Source organism: Acidocella sp. (genome assembly GCF_036489515.1).
Classification (GTDB): domain Bacteria; phylum Pseudomonadota; class Alphaproteobacteria; order Acetobacterales; family Acetobacteraceae; genus Acidocella.
This window is the reverse complement of record NZ_DASXFO010000024.1, coordinates 1-18,060: the sequence shown is the minus strand read 5'-3', so window position 1 is coordinate 18,060 and position 18,060 is coordinate 1. Positions and strand designations below refer to the sequence as shown.

18 protein-coding genes are annotated in these 18,060 nt (G+C 60.8%); 7 read left to right on the top strand and 11 right to left on the bottom strand.

Features of this window, described 5'->3' with window-relative positions; all coding sequences use genetic code 11:
- On the top strand, positions 1-361 hold a 361-nt coding region (locus VGG47_RS03420; protein ID WP_331535464.1), incomplete at its 5' end, for an Ldh family oxidoreductase.
- A gap of 142 nt (positions 362-503) precedes the next feature.
- Here VGG47_RS03420 and VGG47_RS03415 read toward each other — a convergent pair.
- The 3 genes from VGG47_RS03415 to VGG47_RS03405 form a co-directional block, all read right to left on the bottom strand.
- Entirely contained in the window at positions 504-1,493 is a 990-nt protein-coding gene (locus VGG47_RS03415) for an esterase (protein ID WP_331535463.1), read from the bottom strand.
- Positions 1,494-1,653: 160 nt separating this feature from the next.
- Complete coding sequence (locus VGG47_RS03410; RefSeq protein WP_331535462.1) at positions 1,654-2,892, bottom strand: CaiB/BaiF CoA transferase family protein; 1,239 nt, start codon at positions 2,890-2,892, stop codon at positions 1,654-1,656.
- The gene (locus VGG47_RS03405) at positions 2,889-3,800 is read right to left on the bottom strand and encodes an HpcH/HpaI aldolase/citrate lyase family protein (protein ID WP_331535461.1); all 912 of its coding nucleotides are present in this window, start codon (positions 3,798-3,800) and stop codon (positions 2,889-2,891) included. The genes VGG47_RS03410 and VGG47_RS03405 overlap by 4 nt, the downstream gene beginning before the upstream one ends.
- Before the next feature lie 326 nt (positions 3,801-4,126).
- On the opposite strand from VGG47_RS03405, the gene VGG47_RS03400 reads away from it, so the two are divergent.
- The 3 genes from VGG47_RS03400 (at position 4,127) to VGG47_RS03390 (ending at position 7,346) form a co-directional block, all read left to right on the top strand.
- Positions 4,127-4,333 (top strand): DUF3311 domain-containing protein, encoded by a 207-nt coding sequence (locus VGG47_RS03400; protein WP_331535460.1) that lies wholly within the window; start codon positions 4,127-4,129, stop codon positions 4,331-4,333.
- Positions 4,330-5,802 (top strand): sodium:solute symporter family protein, encoded by a 1,473-nt coding sequence (locus VGG47_RS03395; RefSeq protein WP_331535459.1) that lies wholly within the window; start codon positions 4,330-4,332, stop codon positions 5,800-5,802. The genes VGG47_RS03400 and VGG47_RS03395 overlap by 4 nt, the downstream gene beginning before the upstream one ends.
- Positions 5,803-6,335: 533 nt before the next feature.
- Entirely contained in the window at positions 6,336-7,346 is a 1,011-nt protein-coding gene (locus VGG47_RS03390; RefSeq protein ID WP_331535458.1) for an alpha/beta hydrolase, read from the top strand.
- 173 nt (positions 7,347-7,519) lie between these two features.
- Here the strand turns inward: VGG47_RS03390 and VGG47_RS03385 are convergent, their stop codons facing one another.
- Both VGG47_RS03385 and VGG47_RS03380 read right to left on the bottom strand, forming a co-directional pair.
- Complete coding sequence (locus VGG47_RS03385; RefSeq protein ID WP_331535457.1) at positions 7,520-9,181, bottom strand: hypothetical protein; 1,662 nt, start codon at positions 9,179-9,181, stop codon at positions 7,520-7,522.
- Between the two features lie 77 nt (positions 9,182-9,258).
- Positions 9,259-9,708, bottom strand: a complete 450-nt coding sequence (locus tag VGG47_RS03380; protein WP_331535456.1) for a hypothetical protein — start codon at positions 9,706-9,708, stop codon at positions 9,259-9,261.
- Positions 9,709-9,825: 117 nt separating this feature from the next.
- On the opposite strand from VGG47_RS03380, the gene VGG47_RS03375 reads away from it, so the two are divergent.
- Positions 9,826-11,006 (top strand): IS3 family transposase gene (locus VGG47_RS03375; protein WP_408841427.1). Its coding sequence is split into 2 segments (ribosomal slippage): positions 9,826-10,099 and positions 10,099-11,006, totalling 1,182 coding nucleotides; the frame shifts between segments, so codons are not numbered across the junction.
- Here the strand turns inward: VGG47_RS03375 and VGG47_RS03370 are convergent.
- Together VGG47_RS03370 and VGG47_RS03365 are read right to left on the bottom strand one after the other, a co-directional pair.
- Positions 10,997-11,341 carry an FUSC family protein gene (locus VGG47_RS03370; protein ID WP_331535454.1) on the bottom strand — a complete coding sequence of 115 codons (345 nt, stop codon included), beginning with the start codon at positions 11,339-11,341 and terminating at the stop codon, positions 10,997-10,999. The two genes, VGG47_RS03375 and VGG47_RS03370, sit on opposite strands and share 10 nt — an antisense overlap.
- 60 nt (positions 11,342-11,401) lie before the next feature.
- On the bottom strand, positions 11,402-11,638 hold the full coding sequence (locus VGG47_RS03365) for a hypothetical protein (RefSeq protein WP_331535453.1): 237 nt from the start codon (positions 11,636-11,638) through the stop codon (positions 11,402-11,404).
- Positions 11,639-11,948: 310 nt separating this feature from the next.
- Here VGG47_RS03365 and VGG47_RS03360 point away from each other — a divergent pair, with 310 nt between their 5' ends.
- Entirely contained in the window at positions 11,949-12,776 is an 828-nt protein-coding gene (locus VGG47_RS03360) for an AraC family transcriptional regulator (RefSeq protein WP_331535452.1), read from the top strand.
- An 81-nt stretch (positions 12,777-12,857) separates the two neighbouring features.
- On the opposite strand, the gene VGG47_RS03355 is transcribed toward VGG47_RS03360, so the two are convergent.
- Positions 12,858-13,409 carry a TetR/AcrR family transcriptional regulator gene (locus tag VGG47_RS03355; RefSeq protein WP_331535451.1) on the bottom strand — a complete coding sequence of 184 codons (552 nt, stop codon included), beginning with the start codon at positions 13,407-13,409 and terminating at the stop codon, positions 12,858-12,860.
- Between the two features lie 146 nt (positions 13,410-13,555).
- Here VGG47_RS03355 and VGG47_RS03350 point away from each other — a divergent pair, with 146 nt between their 5' ends.
- Positions 13,556-13,813, top strand: coding sequence for a hypothetical protein (locus VGG47_RS03350; protein ID WP_331535450.1), 258 nt, complete (start codon positions 13,556-13,558; stop codon positions 13,811-13,813).
- On the opposite strand, the gene treY is transcribed toward VGG47_RS03350, so the two are convergent.
- The 3 genes from treY to VGG47_RS03335 all read right to left on the bottom strand — a co-directional run.
- Positions 13,805-16,558: a malto-oligosyltrehalose synthase gene (gene treY, locus VGG47_RS03345; protein ID WP_331535449.1), complete on the bottom strand. Its 2,754-nt coding sequence runs from the start codon at positions 16,556-16,558 to the stop codon at positions 13,805-13,807. The genes VGG47_RS03350 and treY overlap by 9 nt on opposite strands.
- Positions 16,559-16,589: 31 nt before the next feature.
- Positions 16,590-16,994, bottom strand: coding sequence for a DUF3459 domain-containing protein (locus tag VGG47_RS03340; protein ID WP_331535448.1), 405 nt, complete (start codon positions 16,992-16,994; stop codon positions 16,590-16,592).
- A gap of 12 nt (positions 16,995-17,006) precedes the next feature.
- Positions 17,007-18,060: alpha-amylase family glycosyl hydrolase (locus VGG47_RS03335; RefSeq protein WP_331535447.1), on the bottom strand; the 1,054-nt coding region annotated here is incomplete at its 5' end.

Sequence of the window (18,060 nt, the reverse complement as noted above, 5' to 3'; positions counted from 1 at the left end):
CTATGCCATCTCGGTCGTCATGGACGTGCTGTCGGGCGTCCTGAGCGCCAGCGAATTCGGCCCCGGCGTCGCCGGCCCCTACCAGCCGGACAAACGCAGCGGCGCCGGCCATCTGCTGATCGCCCTCAATGTCGAGGTGTTTCAACCGCTCGACGGCTTCAACGCCAGGATGGAGGCGATGATCGCCGGCCTCAAGGGCGCCAAGCTGGCCAAGGGCGCGGAGGAAGTCTTCTATCCGGGCGAGATCGAGGCGCGGAACGACCAGCGCCACCGCGCCGAAGGCCTGAAGCTGCCGCAAGATACGATCGCGGACCTGACGAAGCTCGGGGAAGAGATGCAGGTGCCGTTCGTTTATAAGTAAAAAGGAAGGCTACTTTTTGTGAACAAAAAGTAGCAAAAAACTTTTGTTATGCTGGGCCTGAGGCGTTGTCGGCGACAACGCCTCAGGCCCAGCATAAACAAAAGTTTTTGCGCCGCTTTTTTTAAAAAGCGGCTACTTTCCTTCAGACAAGCCCCTGCCCTCTCAACCAGTCCAGCACGATGCCTGCGATGATATCACTATTATCATCCGCCATAAGGGCGTGGCTGTTGCCGTGAATGCCGAGCGCTGGAAGGTCGACCCAATCCGCGGTGCCGCCGGCGGCACGCAGCGCCTCCGCCCAGCGCCGAACCTTGGGCACCGCGTCCACCCAGAAGGAATGGCGGTCGAGATAGTCGCCCCAGAGGAACAGATGCGGGATGCCACGCAGCGGGACGGCGTCCGTGTGCTCGGGGTCGGGTGCGCCCGACGGCTCCAGGGAGATCACCGCCTTGATGCGCCCTGGGGCCGCGCATGCGGCGCGAAAGCCGAAATTGCCGCCCTGGCTGTGGGTGAGGATGATCGCGCTGTCCAATTCGCCGACCAGCGCGTCATAAGCGGATTGGGTGAGGGCGTCGTTCGTCGCCCAGCGCGGGACGAACTGGGCCATGAAGTTGTCCATCCCCGCTACGGGGAAGCGTAGATCGGCATAGGGGCGGCGGTGCTGCGGATCGGCGTGCCAGGAGCCAGGCGGGCCGAAGCGGAAGATCTCCTCCCAAGCTTCGCGGCCGGTACGGAAATAGGGCGCTTCCGGGTAGACCTCCGGATAGGGCGCCCAGCCGGCGCGGCCGCGTTCGACGGCATCGGAGACCCACACGTCAAAACCCGCGCGGAGGAAGGCCATTTGCCAGCCCGGCCTGCCATCCGACGTGGTTTCCCAGGTCACGCCGCTCATGCCGCCACCGTGCCACATCAGCAACGGATGCGGGCTGCGCGGCGCGGCGAGCCGGACATATTGGGCGTAGAGCTGGCCCACGACGATCTCGCCGTTCGGATCGATCGGGTGGACCGAAGCCCCCGGCGTGCTGATGCGCCCCCGCTTGGGCAGGCCTGTGAGCGTGACGACGCGGCCGCCGATATGCCGGCTGCCAATCTCGCTTATGACGAGCGGTGCGTCTGGTACATTCGCCGGCATGCGTTATTCCTCCTGTTAGAGAAGAAAGCGGCCGCTTTTTAAAAAAAGCGGCGCAAAAATTTTTATTATGCTGGGCCACGGGCAACGTCGCCGACAACGCCCATGACCCAGATTAGCAAAGTTTTTTTGCTACTTTTTGTTCACAAAAAGTAGCCTTACTTCACGCCGCAGGTGCGGCGTCTATCGCCAACCCCGTCGATACAAACTCGGCAAAAGTCGCGGCGTCGATGCCGGAAGCTCTCAGTACCTCGCTTGTGTGTGCCCCGAGCATGGGCGCCGCCGTCCGGATCGAGCCCGGCGTCATGTCGAGCCGAGGAACGACGTGATGCATCGGCAGGTATCCCATATCCTCATCCGGATAATCCGCGACGAGCTCCCGTGCGATGACGTGCGGATCGGTGACGATCTGGCTGGCATCGTAGATCGGGCCAATCGTGACATTCGCGCGCTCGAAGAACGCAACGTTTTCAGTTTGCGTACGCTGGGCGATGAAGTCGCCTATGACCGCATCAAGGACATCGGCATTCTCGAGGCGCGCCGCGTTCGTCCGAAAGCGCGGATCGTCACCCAGCTCCGGGCGCCCGATCGCAGAGAAGAGCCGCTCGGCCATCTTCTGGATGGAGGCGGACAGGCAGACATACCGCCCATCGCTGCAGCGATAGGCGTTGCGTGGCGCCGAATTGGTCGAACGGCTGCCGGTGCGCTTCTTCACCTCGCCGCTCAGCCGGTAGTTCGCCACCTGTGGACCAAGCAGCGCGAATAACGGGTCGAGCAGAGGCAGGTCGATCACTTGGCCGACGCCCCCCCGAAGCTCGACCTCGCGCAGCGCGATCATCACCGCGGGTGCACCATAAAGGCCGGCGACCGCATCAGCCAGATACATCGGCGGGAGCACAGGTTCGCGATCGCTGAAACCGTTCATGGAGGCAAAGCCGGACATTCCCTCGATGAGCGTCCCGAACCCGGGACGCCGCGCATAGGGGCCGTCTTGCCCCCAGCCGGAGATGCGCACGATCACGAGACGGGGATTGGCTTCGAGCAATGCCGCCGGCGACAGCCCCATCTCTTCGAGAACGCCCGGACGAAAGCTCTCCACGAATATGGCGGCAGTCGCAGCCAGCTTCAGCACGAGCGGCGCGGCGCGCGGATCACGAAGATTAAGACACACACTGCGCTTGTTTCGTGCGTAGATCTTCCAGTGGGTGTCGATCCCATTGGTCTTCCACGCGCGCAATGTGTCGCCCTCGGGCGGTTCGACCTTGATGACATCAGCGCCGTAATCGCCCAGGATCTGGGTCAACACGTTCCCCGCGAAAAGCCGTGAGAGATCGAGCACGCGAACACCCTCCAGGGGGCCTTTGGCTGCGGGCGCGTAACTGCGCTTCTCTAGGTCTGTCATGCCTCACCCATGCTGCGAGAGGCACCTGGCGTCCGGCGGGCGACGGCCAGCGTGGCACGGGCGCGGATCAGGAATGGAGGATCGATCATGTGGCCGTCGACCAGGCAGGCGCCCCTGCCCTCGGCCTCCGCAGCCTCGGCGGCGGCGATGATCCGCGTGGCCTGGGCAATCTCGTCTTGCGTTGGCGTGAAGGCCGCATTCGCGATGGCGATCTGGCTCGGATGGATGCAGCTCTTGCCCGCCAGGCCGTGCCGCCGCGCCGCTACGCATTCGGCCTGAAATCCCTCGGGATCTTTCACGGCGGCATAGACGCCGTCATAAGCGGCGACGCCGGCCTCGGCTGCGGCCATTCGGACGGCCATCCGGATATAGGCGAGCGCCGCCGCATCGCCGCGGTCGATGCCGCACGGCTCGAGCAGATCGGCGTAGCCGATCTGGAGCCCCATAACGCGCGGATGCGCAGCCGCCAGCGCGGGCGCTTCACGCAAGGCTTTCGGCGTTTCAATGTTGACGAGGAACTGCACCGATGCGCCGGCGCCCAGGACCTCATCACAGGCCGCCACCGCGGCGCGGATCGTTTCGGGTGCCTCAACTTTGGGCAGGTTAATGAGATGAACCGCAGGAACGGTGAGTGCTGCAATGTCTTTGGCGAAGTCCGGCGATCCGACCTCGTTCACGCGCACGATGATGACTTTGCCCGTGGAATCACCGATCTCCTCCAGGCAGGCGCGCAGCGTCACGCGGGCTTCTTCCCGGCGCCCAGGCACGACGGCATCCTCGAGGTCGAACGAGATAGCGTCCGCGTCAGACGCCAAGGCTTTCCGGAACAATTCAGGTCTCGAGGCGGGCACGAATAATTTGCTGCGCATCACGAGCGGCGAGGTCAAGCTGCGTGCTGTTGGGCTCATTTGTTTCCTCTTTATCGCATGATAATGTCGCAGCAGATTGTTGCTCCGTAAAGTGCAATGACGGCAAGCGACGGAACCCGCTCTGCCAAGCGCAGGGGAAGGCTCCGTTGGGCCGTTCTGGTTTCAGGGCCTCCAGCCCAGAAAAGCACAGTTTTTGCGCCGCTTTTGATCAAAAAAGCGGCCATTTTCCTCGGGTGGACAATGTCAAAAAAGTGCAAAAGAAAGCATCAAAACACCTTGCCTCCACCTCTTGGAAGGGTATGCTTCCTGACAGTCCATTCCGAGATCATACCTGTTTCGCGCCGGCTGTTACAATGAGAGGTTTCATGAAGCATATCCGTTGGCTTGCTGTCGTTCCCTTCATCGGCATGTTTGTAGGTCCAATTCTACATAACAGCGCGACCCCCTTCATTCTTGGCCTGCCGTTCGTTCTCGCCTGGATCGTGATCTGGGTGTTGCTCACCTCGGCGATCATGGCGGTGATTTATTGGCTTGATCCGGTACCTTTGCCCGGCGAGGAGAACGCACGATGAACATCGCTCTGCTTCTGATCGGAATTATGACTGTTTTTGCGCTGGTGCTTGGCATCGTCGCACGTTCCAAAAACGAGATGAATCTGGAGCAATGGACGGTCGGCGGGCGTCATTTCGGCGTGGTACTGGTGTTCATTCTGCTCGCGGGCGAGATTTACACCACTTTCACCTTTCTCGGCGCCTCGGGTTATTCCTATGGCTTCGGTGCGCCAGCCTATTATATTCTCGTCTACGGCACGCTGGCCTATGTGATCTCCTATTTCATGCTGCCGAAGATCTGGGCCTACGCGCGCAGCCATGCGCTGATCTCGCAGCCGGATTTCTTCGCCCATAAATACAATAGCCCCGTGCTCGGTTTGTTGGTGGCGCTGGTCGGCGTCATCGCGCTGGTGCCCTATCTCGTCCTGCAATTCACCGGCCTTGGAGTCATCGTGCAGGCGGCGAGCTATGATGCGGTGCCAAAGCCGGTCGCCATCATCATCGGTGCGGCGGTGGTCACGCTCTACGTGATCATCTCCGGCATTCGCGGTTCCGCCTGGACCGCGATTGTCAAAGATATCATGATCATCAGCGTCGCGGCGTTCCTCGGCTTCTATCTGCCGATTCATTATTACGGCGGACTCGGCAATCTGTTCGCCGCGGTGAACACGGCGAAGCCAGGCTTTCTCGCTTTTGCCGCGCATGGGCAGAGCCTATCTTGGTTCGTCTCCACCTCGCTGCTCACGGCGCTCGGCTTCTTCATGTGGCCACATAGCCTCGGCGCCTGCTTCACCGCGCGCGACGCCTCGGTGTTCCGCAAAAACGCGATCGTGCTGCCGATCTATCAGCTGGTGATGCTGTTCGTGTTCTTCGTCGGCTTCACCGCGGTGCTGGTGGTGCCGGGGCTGAAAGGGGCGGCGACCAACATGGCGCTGCTGAAGATCACTGTCGCCACCTTCCCGCCATGGATGGTCGGTGTCGTCGGCGCGACCGGCGTGCTCACCGCTCTGGTGCCAGGCTCGCTGATCATGATGAGCGCTGCGACGCTGTTCTCCCGCAATGTCATCGCCATGCTGAGGGGTGGCCAGAGCGATGAGACGACCGTGCGCCAGGCAAAATTTTTGGTGCCGGTCGTGGCCATTATCGGCTGTTATTTCGCCATTGCCGGGAATAGCACCATCGTCGCATTGCTGCTGATGGGGTACAACTTCGTCACGCAGTTTTTCCCGGCGCTGGTTTGCAGCCTGCTGCGGCGCAACCCGGCGACCAAGGAGGGCGCGTTCGTCGGCATCCTCGCCGGTGTCGGCACTGTGGTGTATTTGACACTGACGCATCAGACCATCGGCGGCCTGCTGCCAGGCTTGCCGGACGTGGTAAAGGACCTCAACGTCGGCATCATCGCACTGCTCGTCAACGTCATCGTGCTTACGGTCGTGAGCGCGGCGACCGCAGGCCGCCGTGTGCCACTGGCGAGCGAGACAGCAAAGTAACAGAAAGCGGCCGCTTTTTAAAAAAAGCGGCGCAAAAATTTTTGGTTATGCTGGGCTATGGGCGTTGTCGCTGACAACGCCCATAGCTTAGATTAATAAAGTTTTTTTGCTTCTTTTTGTTCACAAAAAGAAGCCTTCCTGCCCTTCCCCCGCCCAGCCGAAGCCACAAAGAGATTGTTTAATCAATAAATAGTATTGATTAAACGCGATGGCAGTTATGCGTCGGTTTGGGTGCCTCGTCCCTGCCACGCATGCTGCAAGCTTCGGCAGGCCGACGCTTTTCGGCCTGATTTCTAATGAGGCTACGATGTCCTGCTTTCCCCGAAGTAAAGATCCTCGCGGATGGCGGTTTGGGGACGGCAGCGCATGCTGCAAGCACGTTAGGAAACCCGGAATAACGTTCGCTATTGAGACACGCCGCGTGGAACATTCCATGCGATGCCATGCGACGTTGTAAATTAAATCAAGATAGACAAAGAGAGACTTTGATGCACAAACGAGATGCAGCCCGCGCATTTGCCGCGGCGGCTTTTATGCTCCTCGCCCCCGCCGCCATGGCACAGACGACCCTGGCACCGCGCGACGAACCCGCGAAAGTCATCCCCGTTCCAACCGATGTCAGCCCGCAGCTGCAGGCCGTTATTGCTCAGCCGCTGCGCCGCGGCTGGAATACGCCGCCGACCACACCCCAGGGCTGGAAGCAGATGGCGGACGCCGAAGCCGCCGCCGCCACCGCGGTGGTCGAGCCGATGGCCAAGCGGCTGCACGTCACGATCACGCAGGGCACGATCGATGGCGTGCACGTCTATCGCGTCACCCCTGATGTCATCCCGGCGCGCGACGCCCATCGCCTGCTCGTCCATGTCCATGGCGGCTGCTACGTGCTGAACCCCGGCGAGGCGGCGCTGCCGGAGGCCGTGCTGATGGCCGGCTTCAGCCACATCCCGGTCATTTCCGTCGACTACCGGATGCCGCCCACGGCCTATTTCCCGGCCGCGCTCGATGACGCGATGACCGTCTACAAGGCTGCCCTGAAGATGGAGAAGCCGCAGAATATCGGCGTGTTCGGCGGCTCCGCCGGCGGCGCGCTCACGCTGGAAATGATGCTGCAGGCCAAGCAGCAGCACCTGCCGATGCCGGGCGCCATCGACGTGAACACCCCGATGGCCGATGATGTGTATTGGGGCGATTCCGGCCAGACCAACGCCCTGGTCGACAACGTTCTGGTGTCGCCGACCGGCTTCTGTGAATCTGCAACCGTATTCTACGCGCACGGACATGACCTGGCCGACCCGATGATCTCGCCGCTCAATGGCGATTTCCACGGCTTCCCACCGACCATTCTGCTCACCGGCACGCGTGATCTGCTGCTGAGCAATACGGTCCGTACCCATCAGAAGCTGCTTCAGTCCGGGGTGCACGCGGACCTGCTGGTGTTCGAGGGCATGTCCCACTTCCAGTTCACCATCAGTGACCGCATTCCTGAGGACCGGCAGGCCTTCACGGAACTGAGCGCCTTCCTGGACAAGCATCTGGGTCACTGAAGATCGCGCGACAGATCCACTCTACGGGCGGGTCTGTCGCCTTAACGAAGCGAAAAAGAAGGCTTCTTTTTGTGAACAAAAAGAAGCAAAAAAACTTTTTTAATCTGGGTCATGGGCTTTGTCGGGGACAACGCCCATGACCCAGCATAGCAAAAGTTTTTGCGTCGCTTTTTTCAAAAAGCGACCGCTTTCGAGGTTCGGAGAGCGGCAAACATTGCCGCCGCAAAGAGTCCGAGCGTCACCGGAAGCCACAATTGTCTAACTGCCTCCAGCACCGGAACACGTGCAAATCCCGCCACGGCAGCCAAAGCCGACCAACCCGTCAATGTTTTTCCGGTCCACACCGAACCCATCTGACCGACAGCCGCCAAGGCCGACACATTCTCATGCGCTGTGCGACCAAGGGCCCCGGCGAGAGCACCAGCCAGCGGCAAGCCGGCGAAACCCGATCCGTCGATTCCTGTCACCATACCGCTGATCAAGATCCCGAAGCTGAGAAAAATCGAATTATGCGGAATCCACTGAGCTCCGGCTTGAACCAATTCGGCCAGGAGTGCCGGAGCGTGCGTTCCTGGAGGCAAGCCAATGATCGGTCCCGCCAAGTTACCGACGCCGATGAAGAAAAATCCAGCGATAATCGGCATCGAACTCATGGCTCGAAAAGAGAACACAAAGCCTTCGGTGATACGCTCTGAAGCGCTCCGGCAAAGTGAACGATAATCGAACGCCGCGCTCGCGAAAATCATCAGAAGAGCTGCGACCCCTCCGACCAAAGCTGCCGCTGCGTCTCCGCCAACACCTTTGAAACCGGGCAATATCCTTGGCAGAACCATGAAAACGACGATGCCCAAAAACGCCAGTGGCGTTAGAACCGCGAAGATCTTCGACCAAGCGATCTGAACGGATGTGAGCGAGACGGCGGGGGCTTTGGGCGCCGCTGGCCGTTCGACTCTCGGCGCAGCATGGGCGGCAGGCACTTCAGGCGAACTCGTTGGAAACGTTTCGTCAGAAGATATAACGACAGATGCGGGGGCAAATGCGAGAGCAAATTCGTCCTTCTTGGCCTGACGAATCGAGAAGAACCGAAGTGCCCGCCCCCAATTCCAAATTTGGCGCTGTGGCCGCGAAACCGCCGCCGTCCCACTTACCTCCGTGTCTTCCCAGCGTTGCAGATTTTCAACGCCGGGAACCAACATCGTTTTGCGCACGCGCAGGTAGACAATCGTCAACGCGACGGTGCCGCTGATGATCGATAGGATGAGCCCTTTATCCGCAACGTCGGTCATGGGTACCCCGGCTGTCTTTGCCGTCAAACCCGGCCCTACCTTGAGGACATAGTCGGGCGACAGCGCCGAGCCGAGCCCTGCAACGGCAATGCAGAGCGCCGCCGCCATGGGTCTTACACCGGCATAAATCGCGGCCGGCAAAAGGACACCGGCGATCAGCGGAACGGACGGCGTTGGCCAGAAAAACAGCGAGAGAACATAACTGACGGACGCCAGAACGAAGAACCCGGTGTGACCATTTTTCATCACCCGTTGGAATGGTCGAACCATACGCACATCTGCCTGCAACCGCTGCAGCGCGTTCATGAGGGCCACCATCAGAGCAATGACCAGAAAAATATTAAACAACGCGCGCGCTGCCGTTAGCGGCCCCAAAAACAGCGCCTCCAGCGCCGTCGGAACGCTTCCGGTCATGGCAAAAGCGGTGGCAAACGTGCCCAACATCGCGGGCGCAACCGGGTTTGTTCGGTAGGCCATCGATATGATAACAGCCAGGACGCCGGCAAGATAAACCCAATGGGCTGGAGTCAGCATAACTTCAGTCGTCATAGGAAGTTCCTTTGTTGAAGTGACTTTTATCACTCACCTTTGTTGGGCGCTTGACTCACGCCGCTCTTTTGTCGTCTTTATTCTTGGGTCAGCTTGGATGCGCCGGGGGTAAATCCTTCGACATAAAAATTCGAAGAAGAAGCACCGCGTGCCAGAAATTTCTGTTTTGCATCGACAATAATTGCCGGCGCTCCACAGAGATAGGTGCTGTACTCCGAAAGATCCGGGATGTCCGCGAGCACGGCATCCTGCACATATCCTCTTCGTCCCACCCAATCGCTCCGCGGTCGCGAGAGGACCGGCACATAGCGAAATGCCTCGGAACGTTTCTCCCATTCTTCGAAAACCTGACCAAGGAAGATATCCTCCTCGGTTCGAATTCCCCAATAAAGGACGATGGGCGGCCTCCAACTGTCTTCGAGCAGCGATTCTGCGATGGCCTTGATCGGGGCAATTCCGGTACCGGTGGCCACCATGAGAATGGGACGATCGTCCTCCGCACGATAAAGGAAAGAACCAAGCGGCATCTCGACCTCAAGCGCATCACCCGGGCGTAACCGGCTGGCAACTTGCCCGGTAAATCGGCTGGTCCAACCCCCTAGAACTGGTCCACCATTGTTGTGGTTTTTTGGTGGAGGTGTCAGATGCCGCGGAAGATTTACAAACCTGAGGAGATCATTGCGAAGCTTCGTCAGGTCGGGGTTTTGACCTCACAGGGCAAGTCGGCGATTGATGCGATCCGGTCGATTGGTGTGACTGACGCCACGTACTACCGATGGCGCCAAGAATATGGCGGGCTGAAGGTTGACCAAGTGAAGCGCATGAAGGAGCTAGAGGCTGAGAATGCCCGGCTGCGGCGCGCGGTCTCGGATCTGACGCTGGAGAAGCTGGTCCTGAAGGAGGTCGCATCGGGAAAGTTTTGAGCCCGACGCGCCGCCGGGCTGGTGTCAAACACGTTGTTGAGACGCTTGGTGTATCGGAGCGATTTGCGTGCCGCGTGATTGGGCAGCATCGCACCACACAGCGTTTGCTTCCAAAGACTGCCGATGACGAGGCTGCGCTGACGACCGACATTATTGAATTGGCACGGCAGTACGGCCGCTATGGATATTGGCGCATCACGGCGCTGCTGCATCAGCTGGGCTGGGCCGTTAACAAGAAACGCGTTGCTCGTATCTGGCGTAGAGAAGGGCTCAAGGTTCCGCAACGGCGGCCGAAGCGGGCGCGGCTTTGGCTGAATGAGGCTTCGTGCATTCGGCTCCGTGCTGAGCGCCCCAACCATGTCTGGTCCTATGACTTTGTCGAGGATCGCACGCATGACGGCCGTAAGATCCGGATGTTGAACATCGTCGACGAATTCAGCCGCGAGGCACTGGCGATGAGGGTAGCCCGGCGGTTGAATTCGACCGATGTCATCGATGTTCTCTCCGATCTGTTCATCCTGCGCGGCGTGCCGGGGCATATCCGCTCAGACAATGGGGCCGAGTTCATCGCTAAGGCTGTACAGGCGTGGATCGCCGCGGTGGGAGCCCAGACCGCCTATATCACGCCAGGGAGCCCTTGGGAGAATGGCTATATCGAAAGCTTCAATGCCCGGTTGCGGGACGAATTCCTCAACAGCGAAATATTCTACACCTTGCAGGAAGCCAGGGGTCTGATCGAAGGCTGGCGCCAGCGATACAACACAATCCGGCCTCACTCATCGCTCGCCTATAGGCCGCCAGCACCAGAGGTATTGATATGGCCGGCGCCGCAACCGGCGCTCAAAGACGCGGCCTCGCTCAAATCAGCCACAGTCCAAAACTATCGAATTAACTACATATGAAGTGGACCAGTCCTCGGGGGCTTGCCAGGGGTACGGTCGAGCAGTGAGAGATACAGGCAGAGCCCCACCCAGAGGGACAAAGCGAGGCTGAGCAGCAGCGGCGCATTGGCCAGGTTCGGCACCAGCGCCACCGCGGCGGTGCCGCCGGTGAACGTGCCGATGAAACGATAGACCGCCTTCGAGCGCATCGGCCCGGTGAGGGGATTGGCGACGATATAGGCAGTCGCCATCGCCCAATACGGATTGTCCAGCCCCAGCCAGAAGGCCAGATACAAAGCCGTTATCGCCCCGAGGAACGTTTTTAGCGCGAACGATATTTCGTCAAATTTCAGCATTGCCGCCAAGGAAATCGCAAACGGATCCGATTGTGGTTTGCGACCGAAGCTTAAGCGACATTATCCCGCAATGGCTGGGCGGCTTGCTCCGTAATCAGCCGCGTCGGGTTGCTGAGGGTGGCGGAGCCCGGCATTATTTGGGTCGAGGTGAGACAGGTTTTGCGCGTCCTGATGCGGCAGCGCGGCCAGATAATACTGAGCCGGGCCGGGCTGCAGATCTCTGCGTGCGTGGGCAACCAGCGGGGACAGAGCGGCGACCAGAGCGATGGCCGGCAGTAGTTTCGAAGCTGTAGACATTTTAGGAACCTTTTCTGGATTCTGGCCCAGACGAGTCTTGGGTCATCAAGTAAGCGTGGTCAGTAACGCGTCATCCGCCGACGACTTTTACATACCGTTTAGCCATGGTGGTTAGCGTGCACAGAGTATCGTCCACCAATGTCGGCTTGTCATTTTCTTCGACTGCCATTCGATCTCAAAATCCTGCCAACCACTCCGCACGCTCCGGTTTCGACATCATGGGAAACAAAACGATCGACGTTGACACTTGCGTTGTGCTGATAAATGATCGTGCGATAACCAGGGACATGGTTGGTCATGGGAGAGACCGATGTCATATAGCAACACGTTGGCGGGTTCGTTTCCCCAGTTTGATCCCGACGCCTCTGTGGAACCGGTCGTCGCCCTGCGCGTAAATCTCGCGGGAGCAGAAAGCGAGCAACCGATACACCAGCATCGAAAGGGACAACTCATCCTGGCGTTGCACGGTAATGTGACTTGTCGAGTCTCCGACGCGCTATTGGTGGTCTTGCCGGGGGCCAGCGTCTGGATACCGGGGGGCATTCCCCACAGTAACCAGGCCAGTCCAAATGCAAAAATCATCTTCCTGTTTGCCGAGCCGGAAGCGCTCATGCTCCCGCAGCGCTGCTGCATTCTGTCGATCAGCCCGTTGGTCCGCGAAATGATCATTTATCTGGCGGACGAAAGAGACTCGTTTCCAAACGCGACGCGATATTCCCAATTCTGCGAGATCCTGCTCGACCAACTCGCCAGAACACCAGTCGAACGCCTATCCCTCCCATTGTCGTCTCACCCGAAACTACGATCCGTCTGCGATATGCTGATCGAAAACCCAGGGGACCGTCGTTCGCGCGCCGAATGGGCCAGTACCGTCGCCATGAGCGAAAGGACCTTTGATCGATTGGTCATGAAAGAAACAGGACAGCCCTTCGGCCGCTGGCGTCAGCAGCTGCAACTCATCATTGCCCTGAGAAATCTGTCAGGTGGCGCCACGGTCCAGCAGGTAGCCTTGGAACTCGGCTATGAATCGACGACGGCCTTCATCATCATGTTCAAGAAAGCCTTCGGTATGCCACCAGGCCAGTACATTAGCGGCCAACGTCCCTTACTCTCTCTACACGGCGGGCCAAAATCCTAGCTGCTTTTTGAAGGCGGGCTTGAGGGGTCCGTCGCAAATTTTTTAACGGGTAGTTTCCATCTGGCCAAAGCGCGCGTTCATTCATGCGTCCATAACTGGGCTGAATGTGACATACCCGAAAATCGCACGGCGAATGCGGCGTTCAAGATTTTCCCGATCGATGTCGGGGCGCTCACCTGCGGCATCGGTGAGTGCGCGTGTGATGATGAGAATATCGCCGATGATCTCCTCGAGATGATCGTCACGGCCGAGCGGCGCGCGCGCCACCGCCGGACGCAGGAGTTCGGTGGGCGCAGCACCCGTATCGAAATCTGATGCCAACCCTCCCAGCCGGCTTTCCTCTATGTCGATCAGCCGCGCGAGCCGGGGGCGCCGGAGCTGGTGATCCACGGCGGCCCGGATCAAGTTGGTCATGGCATCTTGCCAGTCGGCGGCCTGCGGCACGGCGGCAACCGCTTCTACCAGCAACCTCGTCTCCCGGGCGATCAGCGCCCGCGTGATCGCATCCTTGTTGGGGAAATACTGATACAGCGACCCGATGCTGACCCCGGCGCGCTCAGCGATGGCATTGGTGGAATAATGATCGAACCCGCCTTGCTCCAGAATATGAGCCGCCGCCTCGACGGTTGCCACAGCGCGGCGCTGGGATGGAAGTTTCCGAGGCAATTCCCCACCATGCGCCGCGGGAGATGAAACGCGAGTAAACCTATTGAGCAAGTACTCACATTTTAATCTCTACCGTCAAGCTTCCATTACCAGTTCATATCGGAGGTGACACGATGGCCGCCATCGATCCAATTTACTGCGGAATCGCCTTGCGCGCCGTTACCGACGAGCTCGCACGCCATGCGTGGCGTCCGGAGGCCGACGCTCCGGTCGCGGATCTCCTCCCCCGTCTGTTTGAAATTTCCGCACGCGGCCTGGCGTTGTTGAAAGCACTGCTTGACGCCCGTTATCCTGAAATATTGTGGGGCGCGAATGAGGCGCACGCAGATCAGGCGGTCACCACGATACGGTCCCGTAGCTGGTCATGGTGATCGCAGCAGGGCGATGGGGAAGTCGGAAAAAAGACTCCTCGCTTGAATCGTCGCCCCGGTCACGCGAATGCCGCTGAAAATATCCGTCCACAACGCGCCGGGGAGTGTGAGCGTGGTATCGCCCCAGGCCGCCGCCGGCAGCAAAGGCGCGTCGTCCAGAAACTTCGCCGCAAGGCGCGGCACGGCGACGACGATCCGGCTCGCGCCAACGCTGCGGCTGAAGGCGAGGATGTGCGGGGCCATCGCACCTTCGGCTTCCCGTTTTGCGTAATCGCCCGCGGCGAACAGCGTCGGCAATTCCCGGCGCAACGCCAAGGTGCGGGCAATTACCGCCTGCTTCACCGCGCCGCTCTGCCAGGTTTGCAATAATTCCACCGGGGCGGCGCTTTGTTGCAGTGCCATCTGGCGCGCGGAAAAATCCACGGACCGACGGTTATCCGGATCGACCAGGCTCTGGTCCCAGAACTCCGCGCCCTGATAGAGATCCGGCACGCCGGGCGCGGTGAGGCGCAGCAGCGTTTGAGCAAGGCCGTTGAGCGCGCCGGGAGCCCCCAGGCGTTCCGCAAAACCGATGATTTCGCCCAACACCGGACGCGACGGGTCGACCGTGCCAATAAGGAAATTTTTGGCCGCGGTCTCGTATTCCTCATTCGGCGCGGCCCATTCCGAGACCAGTTTCGCCTCGCGGATGGCTTTTTCGAACCAGAACGCAACACGCCGGGTAAACGCCTCGAGCCCCGCATTGTCCTGAGCGGTGAGGCCAAGCGGCCAGGCGGCGACCAGCATCTGGTACAGCATCAGCTCATCCGCCGGGCTTGGCCCTGCCTCCTGGCGGATGATGGCGTTGAGCCGCATCCAGCGTGTGATCGCCGTCTCCCACGCCTCGGGGATTTCCGACAGCACGGCGAGGCGGGCACGCGTGTCCTCGCCGCGTTTGTGGTCATGCGTGGCGGTGGCGAGCAGCGCGCCGAGGAATTTTTTGGATCGGTCCAGCATGGCGGCGTGGAAGCCGACGGGGCTGAGCGCGAACTGGCCGGGATTCGACCCCACCTCGTTGCGTGAGAGCAGCCGGCCGAAGCGGTAGAAGGCGGTATCCTCCACCGATTTCGCGGCGACAGGTGCGGAAAGTTGCTGGAAGCGCACGGCAGCGCGCAGCCGTTCCGCGCGGCGCGAGCCGGGCGGCAGCGCGCGGGGCACCTCGTCCACCAGCCAGCGGCGCAACAGGTCGAGAATTTTCACATCCGCCGCCCGAAAATTTTTCCGCGCGCCGGCGAAAGCCCGGTCCATCACCTGCATGTCGGTCTCACTTGCCCCGGCCTGACCGGCATAGATGCGATAGACGGGAAAATGCACGAGAATTTCCGTGAGGCCTCGACGGATGCCGGTGAGCGTATAGTCGCGCGTGGCGAGATCGCGCCGGGCAATGCGGTGCAGGGCGGCGGAAGCGGCTTGCAATTCGCTCGCCAGATTGTCACGCAGAATTTGCCGCCGCGCCTGCTCCTCCTCCTGCGTGAAATCGCACGTGCGGCCGGTCGTCGCGGTCCAGAGCGCGGATAGAGGCGTTTCGCCCGCCGGGTCGTGCAGCACGGCTGCAACCTGATCCATGAAATCGTAGCCGGTCGTGCCGTCGGTGCGCCAATCGACATCAAGCCGTTCGCGGCCATTCAGAATTTTCTCCACCACGATATAAGGTGGCCCCTTCGCCGCCTCGGGCGGACGGTTCTGGCCAGCGCTCTCCATCGCCCGGCGCAGCTTTCGTGCATAGCCGCGCGGGTCGGCGAGGCCGTCAATATGGTCGATGCGCACACCATCGATCAGCCCCTCGGCATAGAGGCGGAGCAGGAACCCATGCGTGGCGTCAAACACGCGCGGTTGCTCCACGCGGATGCCGGCCAAAGTGTTGATATCGAAAAAGCGCCGCCAATTGATCTCATCCGCCGCGGCGCGCCACCAGGCGAGGCGGTAGTTCTGGCGCTGCAGCAGTTCGTGCAGACGGCGGCGTCCATCGTCCTGCATCGGATCGAAGCGGGCGAGACATTTTTGTACCGCCTCCCCCCCTTCCCCGGTTTTGGCGAACGCCGCCAGCATCGCTTTGGCTTCGGCGGCCGCCTGATACGCGATATTGCGGCCGGATCGTCTCGCCGCGCCGGAAAAGGCATGGGAAATGTCGTTGCAGGCGGGTTCGCTATGCAGCACCAGCGCAGCGCTGCTCACGGAAATCGGGAAATGGTGTTCGTGATATTCGACATAGAGCGCGCCTGTCTCGCCCAATTTCAGCTGCAGCGCGCCGGACTCCAGCACCTCGCCATAAGCCGCACCCAGGAAGGGCGCCAGTAGTTTGTGTGTCAGCGAGACGTCGGGCGGGGTCCAATCGATGTCGAAAAACTCCGCGTAGCGGCTGGCCTGGCCCCATTCCAGAACGTCCAGCCACCAGGCGTTGTCGGCGCCGCCGACGCCCATATGGTTGGGCACGATGTCCAGCAGCATCCCCATGTTCTGTGCGCGCAACGCGGCCATCAACCGCCGCAGCGCGTCGATCCCGCCAAGTTCCGGGTTGATCTCGCTATGGTCGACGATGTCATAGCAATGCGTCGAGCCAAAGCGGGCTTTCAGCAGCGGCGAGGCGTAGAGATGCGAGATACCGAGGGCTGCCAGATACGGCACGATCGGCACCGCATCGTCGAGGGTGAAGCCGGAGAAAAACTGCAGCCGGGCGGTCGCCCGGGGCGTGGTGGCAAGAGTCATGGCTGATCGCTGTCGAGCCTTGCTTCCGCGCTCATGCGTGTCGCCAGAGGCTGGTGGCGAGGCCGGGCAGCATGCCGTTCTCCAGGCCGGGTCCGTAGAGCAACTCTCCCTCCACAGTTTCGCAGGGCGCAGGTGCCGCGGCGAAATTCGTCGCCACCGTGAGAAGACTGCCGTCATTCATGCGCCAGGCGGCGCGCACCGCATGAGGTGAGAGCGCGGTGGCGCCGGCCGACACACAGCCTTCCATCAGCGGCAAGAGTCTGGTCCGCCGCAGGCGCAGGCAGTCGGTGTAGAGCGCGGTCCAATCATTTTCCGTGACTTGCGGGATTGAGGCCTGGAAGGTCGCGGCCGCGTTCGGATCGGGGATCGCCTCTCGCCGGCCCGGGTCGCGGAACGCGGCGAAGCGCGAAAACTCCTGGCGACGCCCCGCGGTCACCTGCCGGCCGAGCTAATCGTGGTGGTCGGTAAAATACAGAAACGGCCGGGTCTCGCCAAACTCTTCGCCCATGAAGATCATGGGGATCTGCGGCGTGAACAGCAGCAGGGCGATGGCGGCGCGCAAAGCGGCGGGATGCGCCAGTTGGCGCAGCCGCTCGCCGAATGCGCGGTTGCCGATCTGGTCGTGATTCTGCAGGCAGATGACGAAGGCAGTGGACGGCAGATGCGTGCTGGGCCGGCCGCGCGGCTCGCCGCCATGATGGGGGGCCGGGTCGCCCTGGTAGGCGAACCCTTCCGCCAGGCAGCGCGCCATCTGCTGCGCCGGGGACTGGAAATCTTCGTAATAGCCTTCCCCCTCGCGGGTCAGCAGCACATGCGCGCAATGATGCCAGTCATCGGACCATTGCGCGTCGAATTTTTGCTCCTCCACCGCAACATGAAGCAGGTCCGGGTCGTTGTCCTCGTTTTCCAGGATCAGATGGATGTGCCGGTCGGGCAATGCGGCACGGATTGTTTCAGCCATTTCCAGGAGGAAAGGAGAGTCGCCGATGGCATGCACGGCGTCGAAGCGCAGCCCGTCGAAACGGTAGTCGCGCAGCCAGTATAGCGCGTTGCCGATGAAAAAATCCCGTACCTCGGGGTGGCGGAAATCGATCGCCTGTCCCCAGAGTGTCTGCTGGTCGGCACGGAAGAAGGATTTCGCGTAGACATTGAGATAATTCCCGTCAGGGCCGAAATGATTGTACACCACGTCGAGAAACACCTGCAGGCCGAGGCCGTGCGCCGTGTCGATCAGGGTGTGCAGCGCCTCAGGGCTGCCATAGGCGGCAGCGGGCGCGTAAGGCAGCACGCCGTCATAGCCCCAATTATGCCGGCCGGGAAAATCCGCGATCGGCATCAGCTCGATGGCGGTGACGCCGAGAGCGGCCAGGCGCGGCAGCTGCGCGGTCACCCCGTCGAACCCGCCATAGGCGCCGACATGGAGCTCGTAGATCACGGTTTCCGCCCAGGGAAGGCCGCGCCAGTCCGCATGGCGCCAGCGAAAATTCAGGTCGGTGACCAGG

Excerpts from the sequence above, each read along its gene's own strand:
- VGG47_RS03385 (WP_331535457.1), bottom strand. The coding sequence starts at position 9,181 with ATGACGACTGAAGTTATGCTGACTCCAGCCCATTGGGTTTATCTTGCC.
- VGG47_RS03410 (WP_331535462.1), bottom strand. The coding sequence starts at position 2,892 with ATGACAGACCTAGAGAAGCGCAGTTACGCGCCCGCAGCCAAAGGCCCC.
- VGG47_RS03390 (WP_331535458.1), top strand. The coding sequence starts at position 6,336 with ATGCTCCTCGCCCCCGCCGCCATGGCACAGACGACCCTGGCACCGCGC.
- VGG47_RS03380 (WP_331535456.1), bottom strand. The coding sequence starts at position 9,708 with ATGCCGCTTGGTTCTTTCCTTTATCGTGCGGAGGACGATCGTCCCATT.
- VGG47_RS03395 (WP_331535459.1), top strand. The coding sequence starts at position 4,330 with ATGAACATCGCTCTGCTTCTGATCGGAATTATGACTGTTTTTGCGCTG.
- VGG47_RS03415 (WP_331535463.1), bottom strand. The coding sequence starts at position 1,493 with ATGCCGGCGAATGTACCAGACGCACCGCTCGTCATAAGCGAGATTGGC.
- VGG47_RS03360 (WP_331535452.1), top strand. The coding sequence starts at position 11,949 with ATGTCATATAGCAACACGTTGGCGGGTTCGTTTCCCCAGTTTGATCCC.
- treY (WP_331535449.1), bottom strand. The coding sequence starts at position 16,558 with ATGACTCTTGCCACCACGCCCCGGGCGACCGCCCGGCTGCAGTTTTTC.
- VGG47_RS03405 (WP_331535461.1), bottom strand. The coding sequence starts at position 3,800 with ATGAGCCCAACAGCACGCAGCTTGACCTCGCCGCTCGTGATGCGCAGC.
- VGG47_RS03400 (WP_331535460.1), top strand. The coding sequence starts at position 4,127 with ATGAAGCATATCCGTTGGCTTGCTGTCGTTCCCTTCATCGGCATGTTT.
- VGG47_RS03370 (WP_331535454.1), bottom strand. The coding sequence starts at position 11,341 with ATGCTGAAATTTGACGAAATATCGTTCGCGCTAAAAACGTTCCTCGGG.
- VGG47_RS03365 (WP_331535453.1), bottom strand. The coding sequence starts at position 11,638 with ATGTCTACAGCTTCGAAACTACTGCCGGCCATCGCTCTGGTCGCCGCT.
- VGG47_RS03350 (WP_331535450.1), top strand. The coding sequence starts at position 13,556 with ATGGCCGCCATCGATCCAATTTACTGCGGAATCGCCTTGCGCGCCGTT.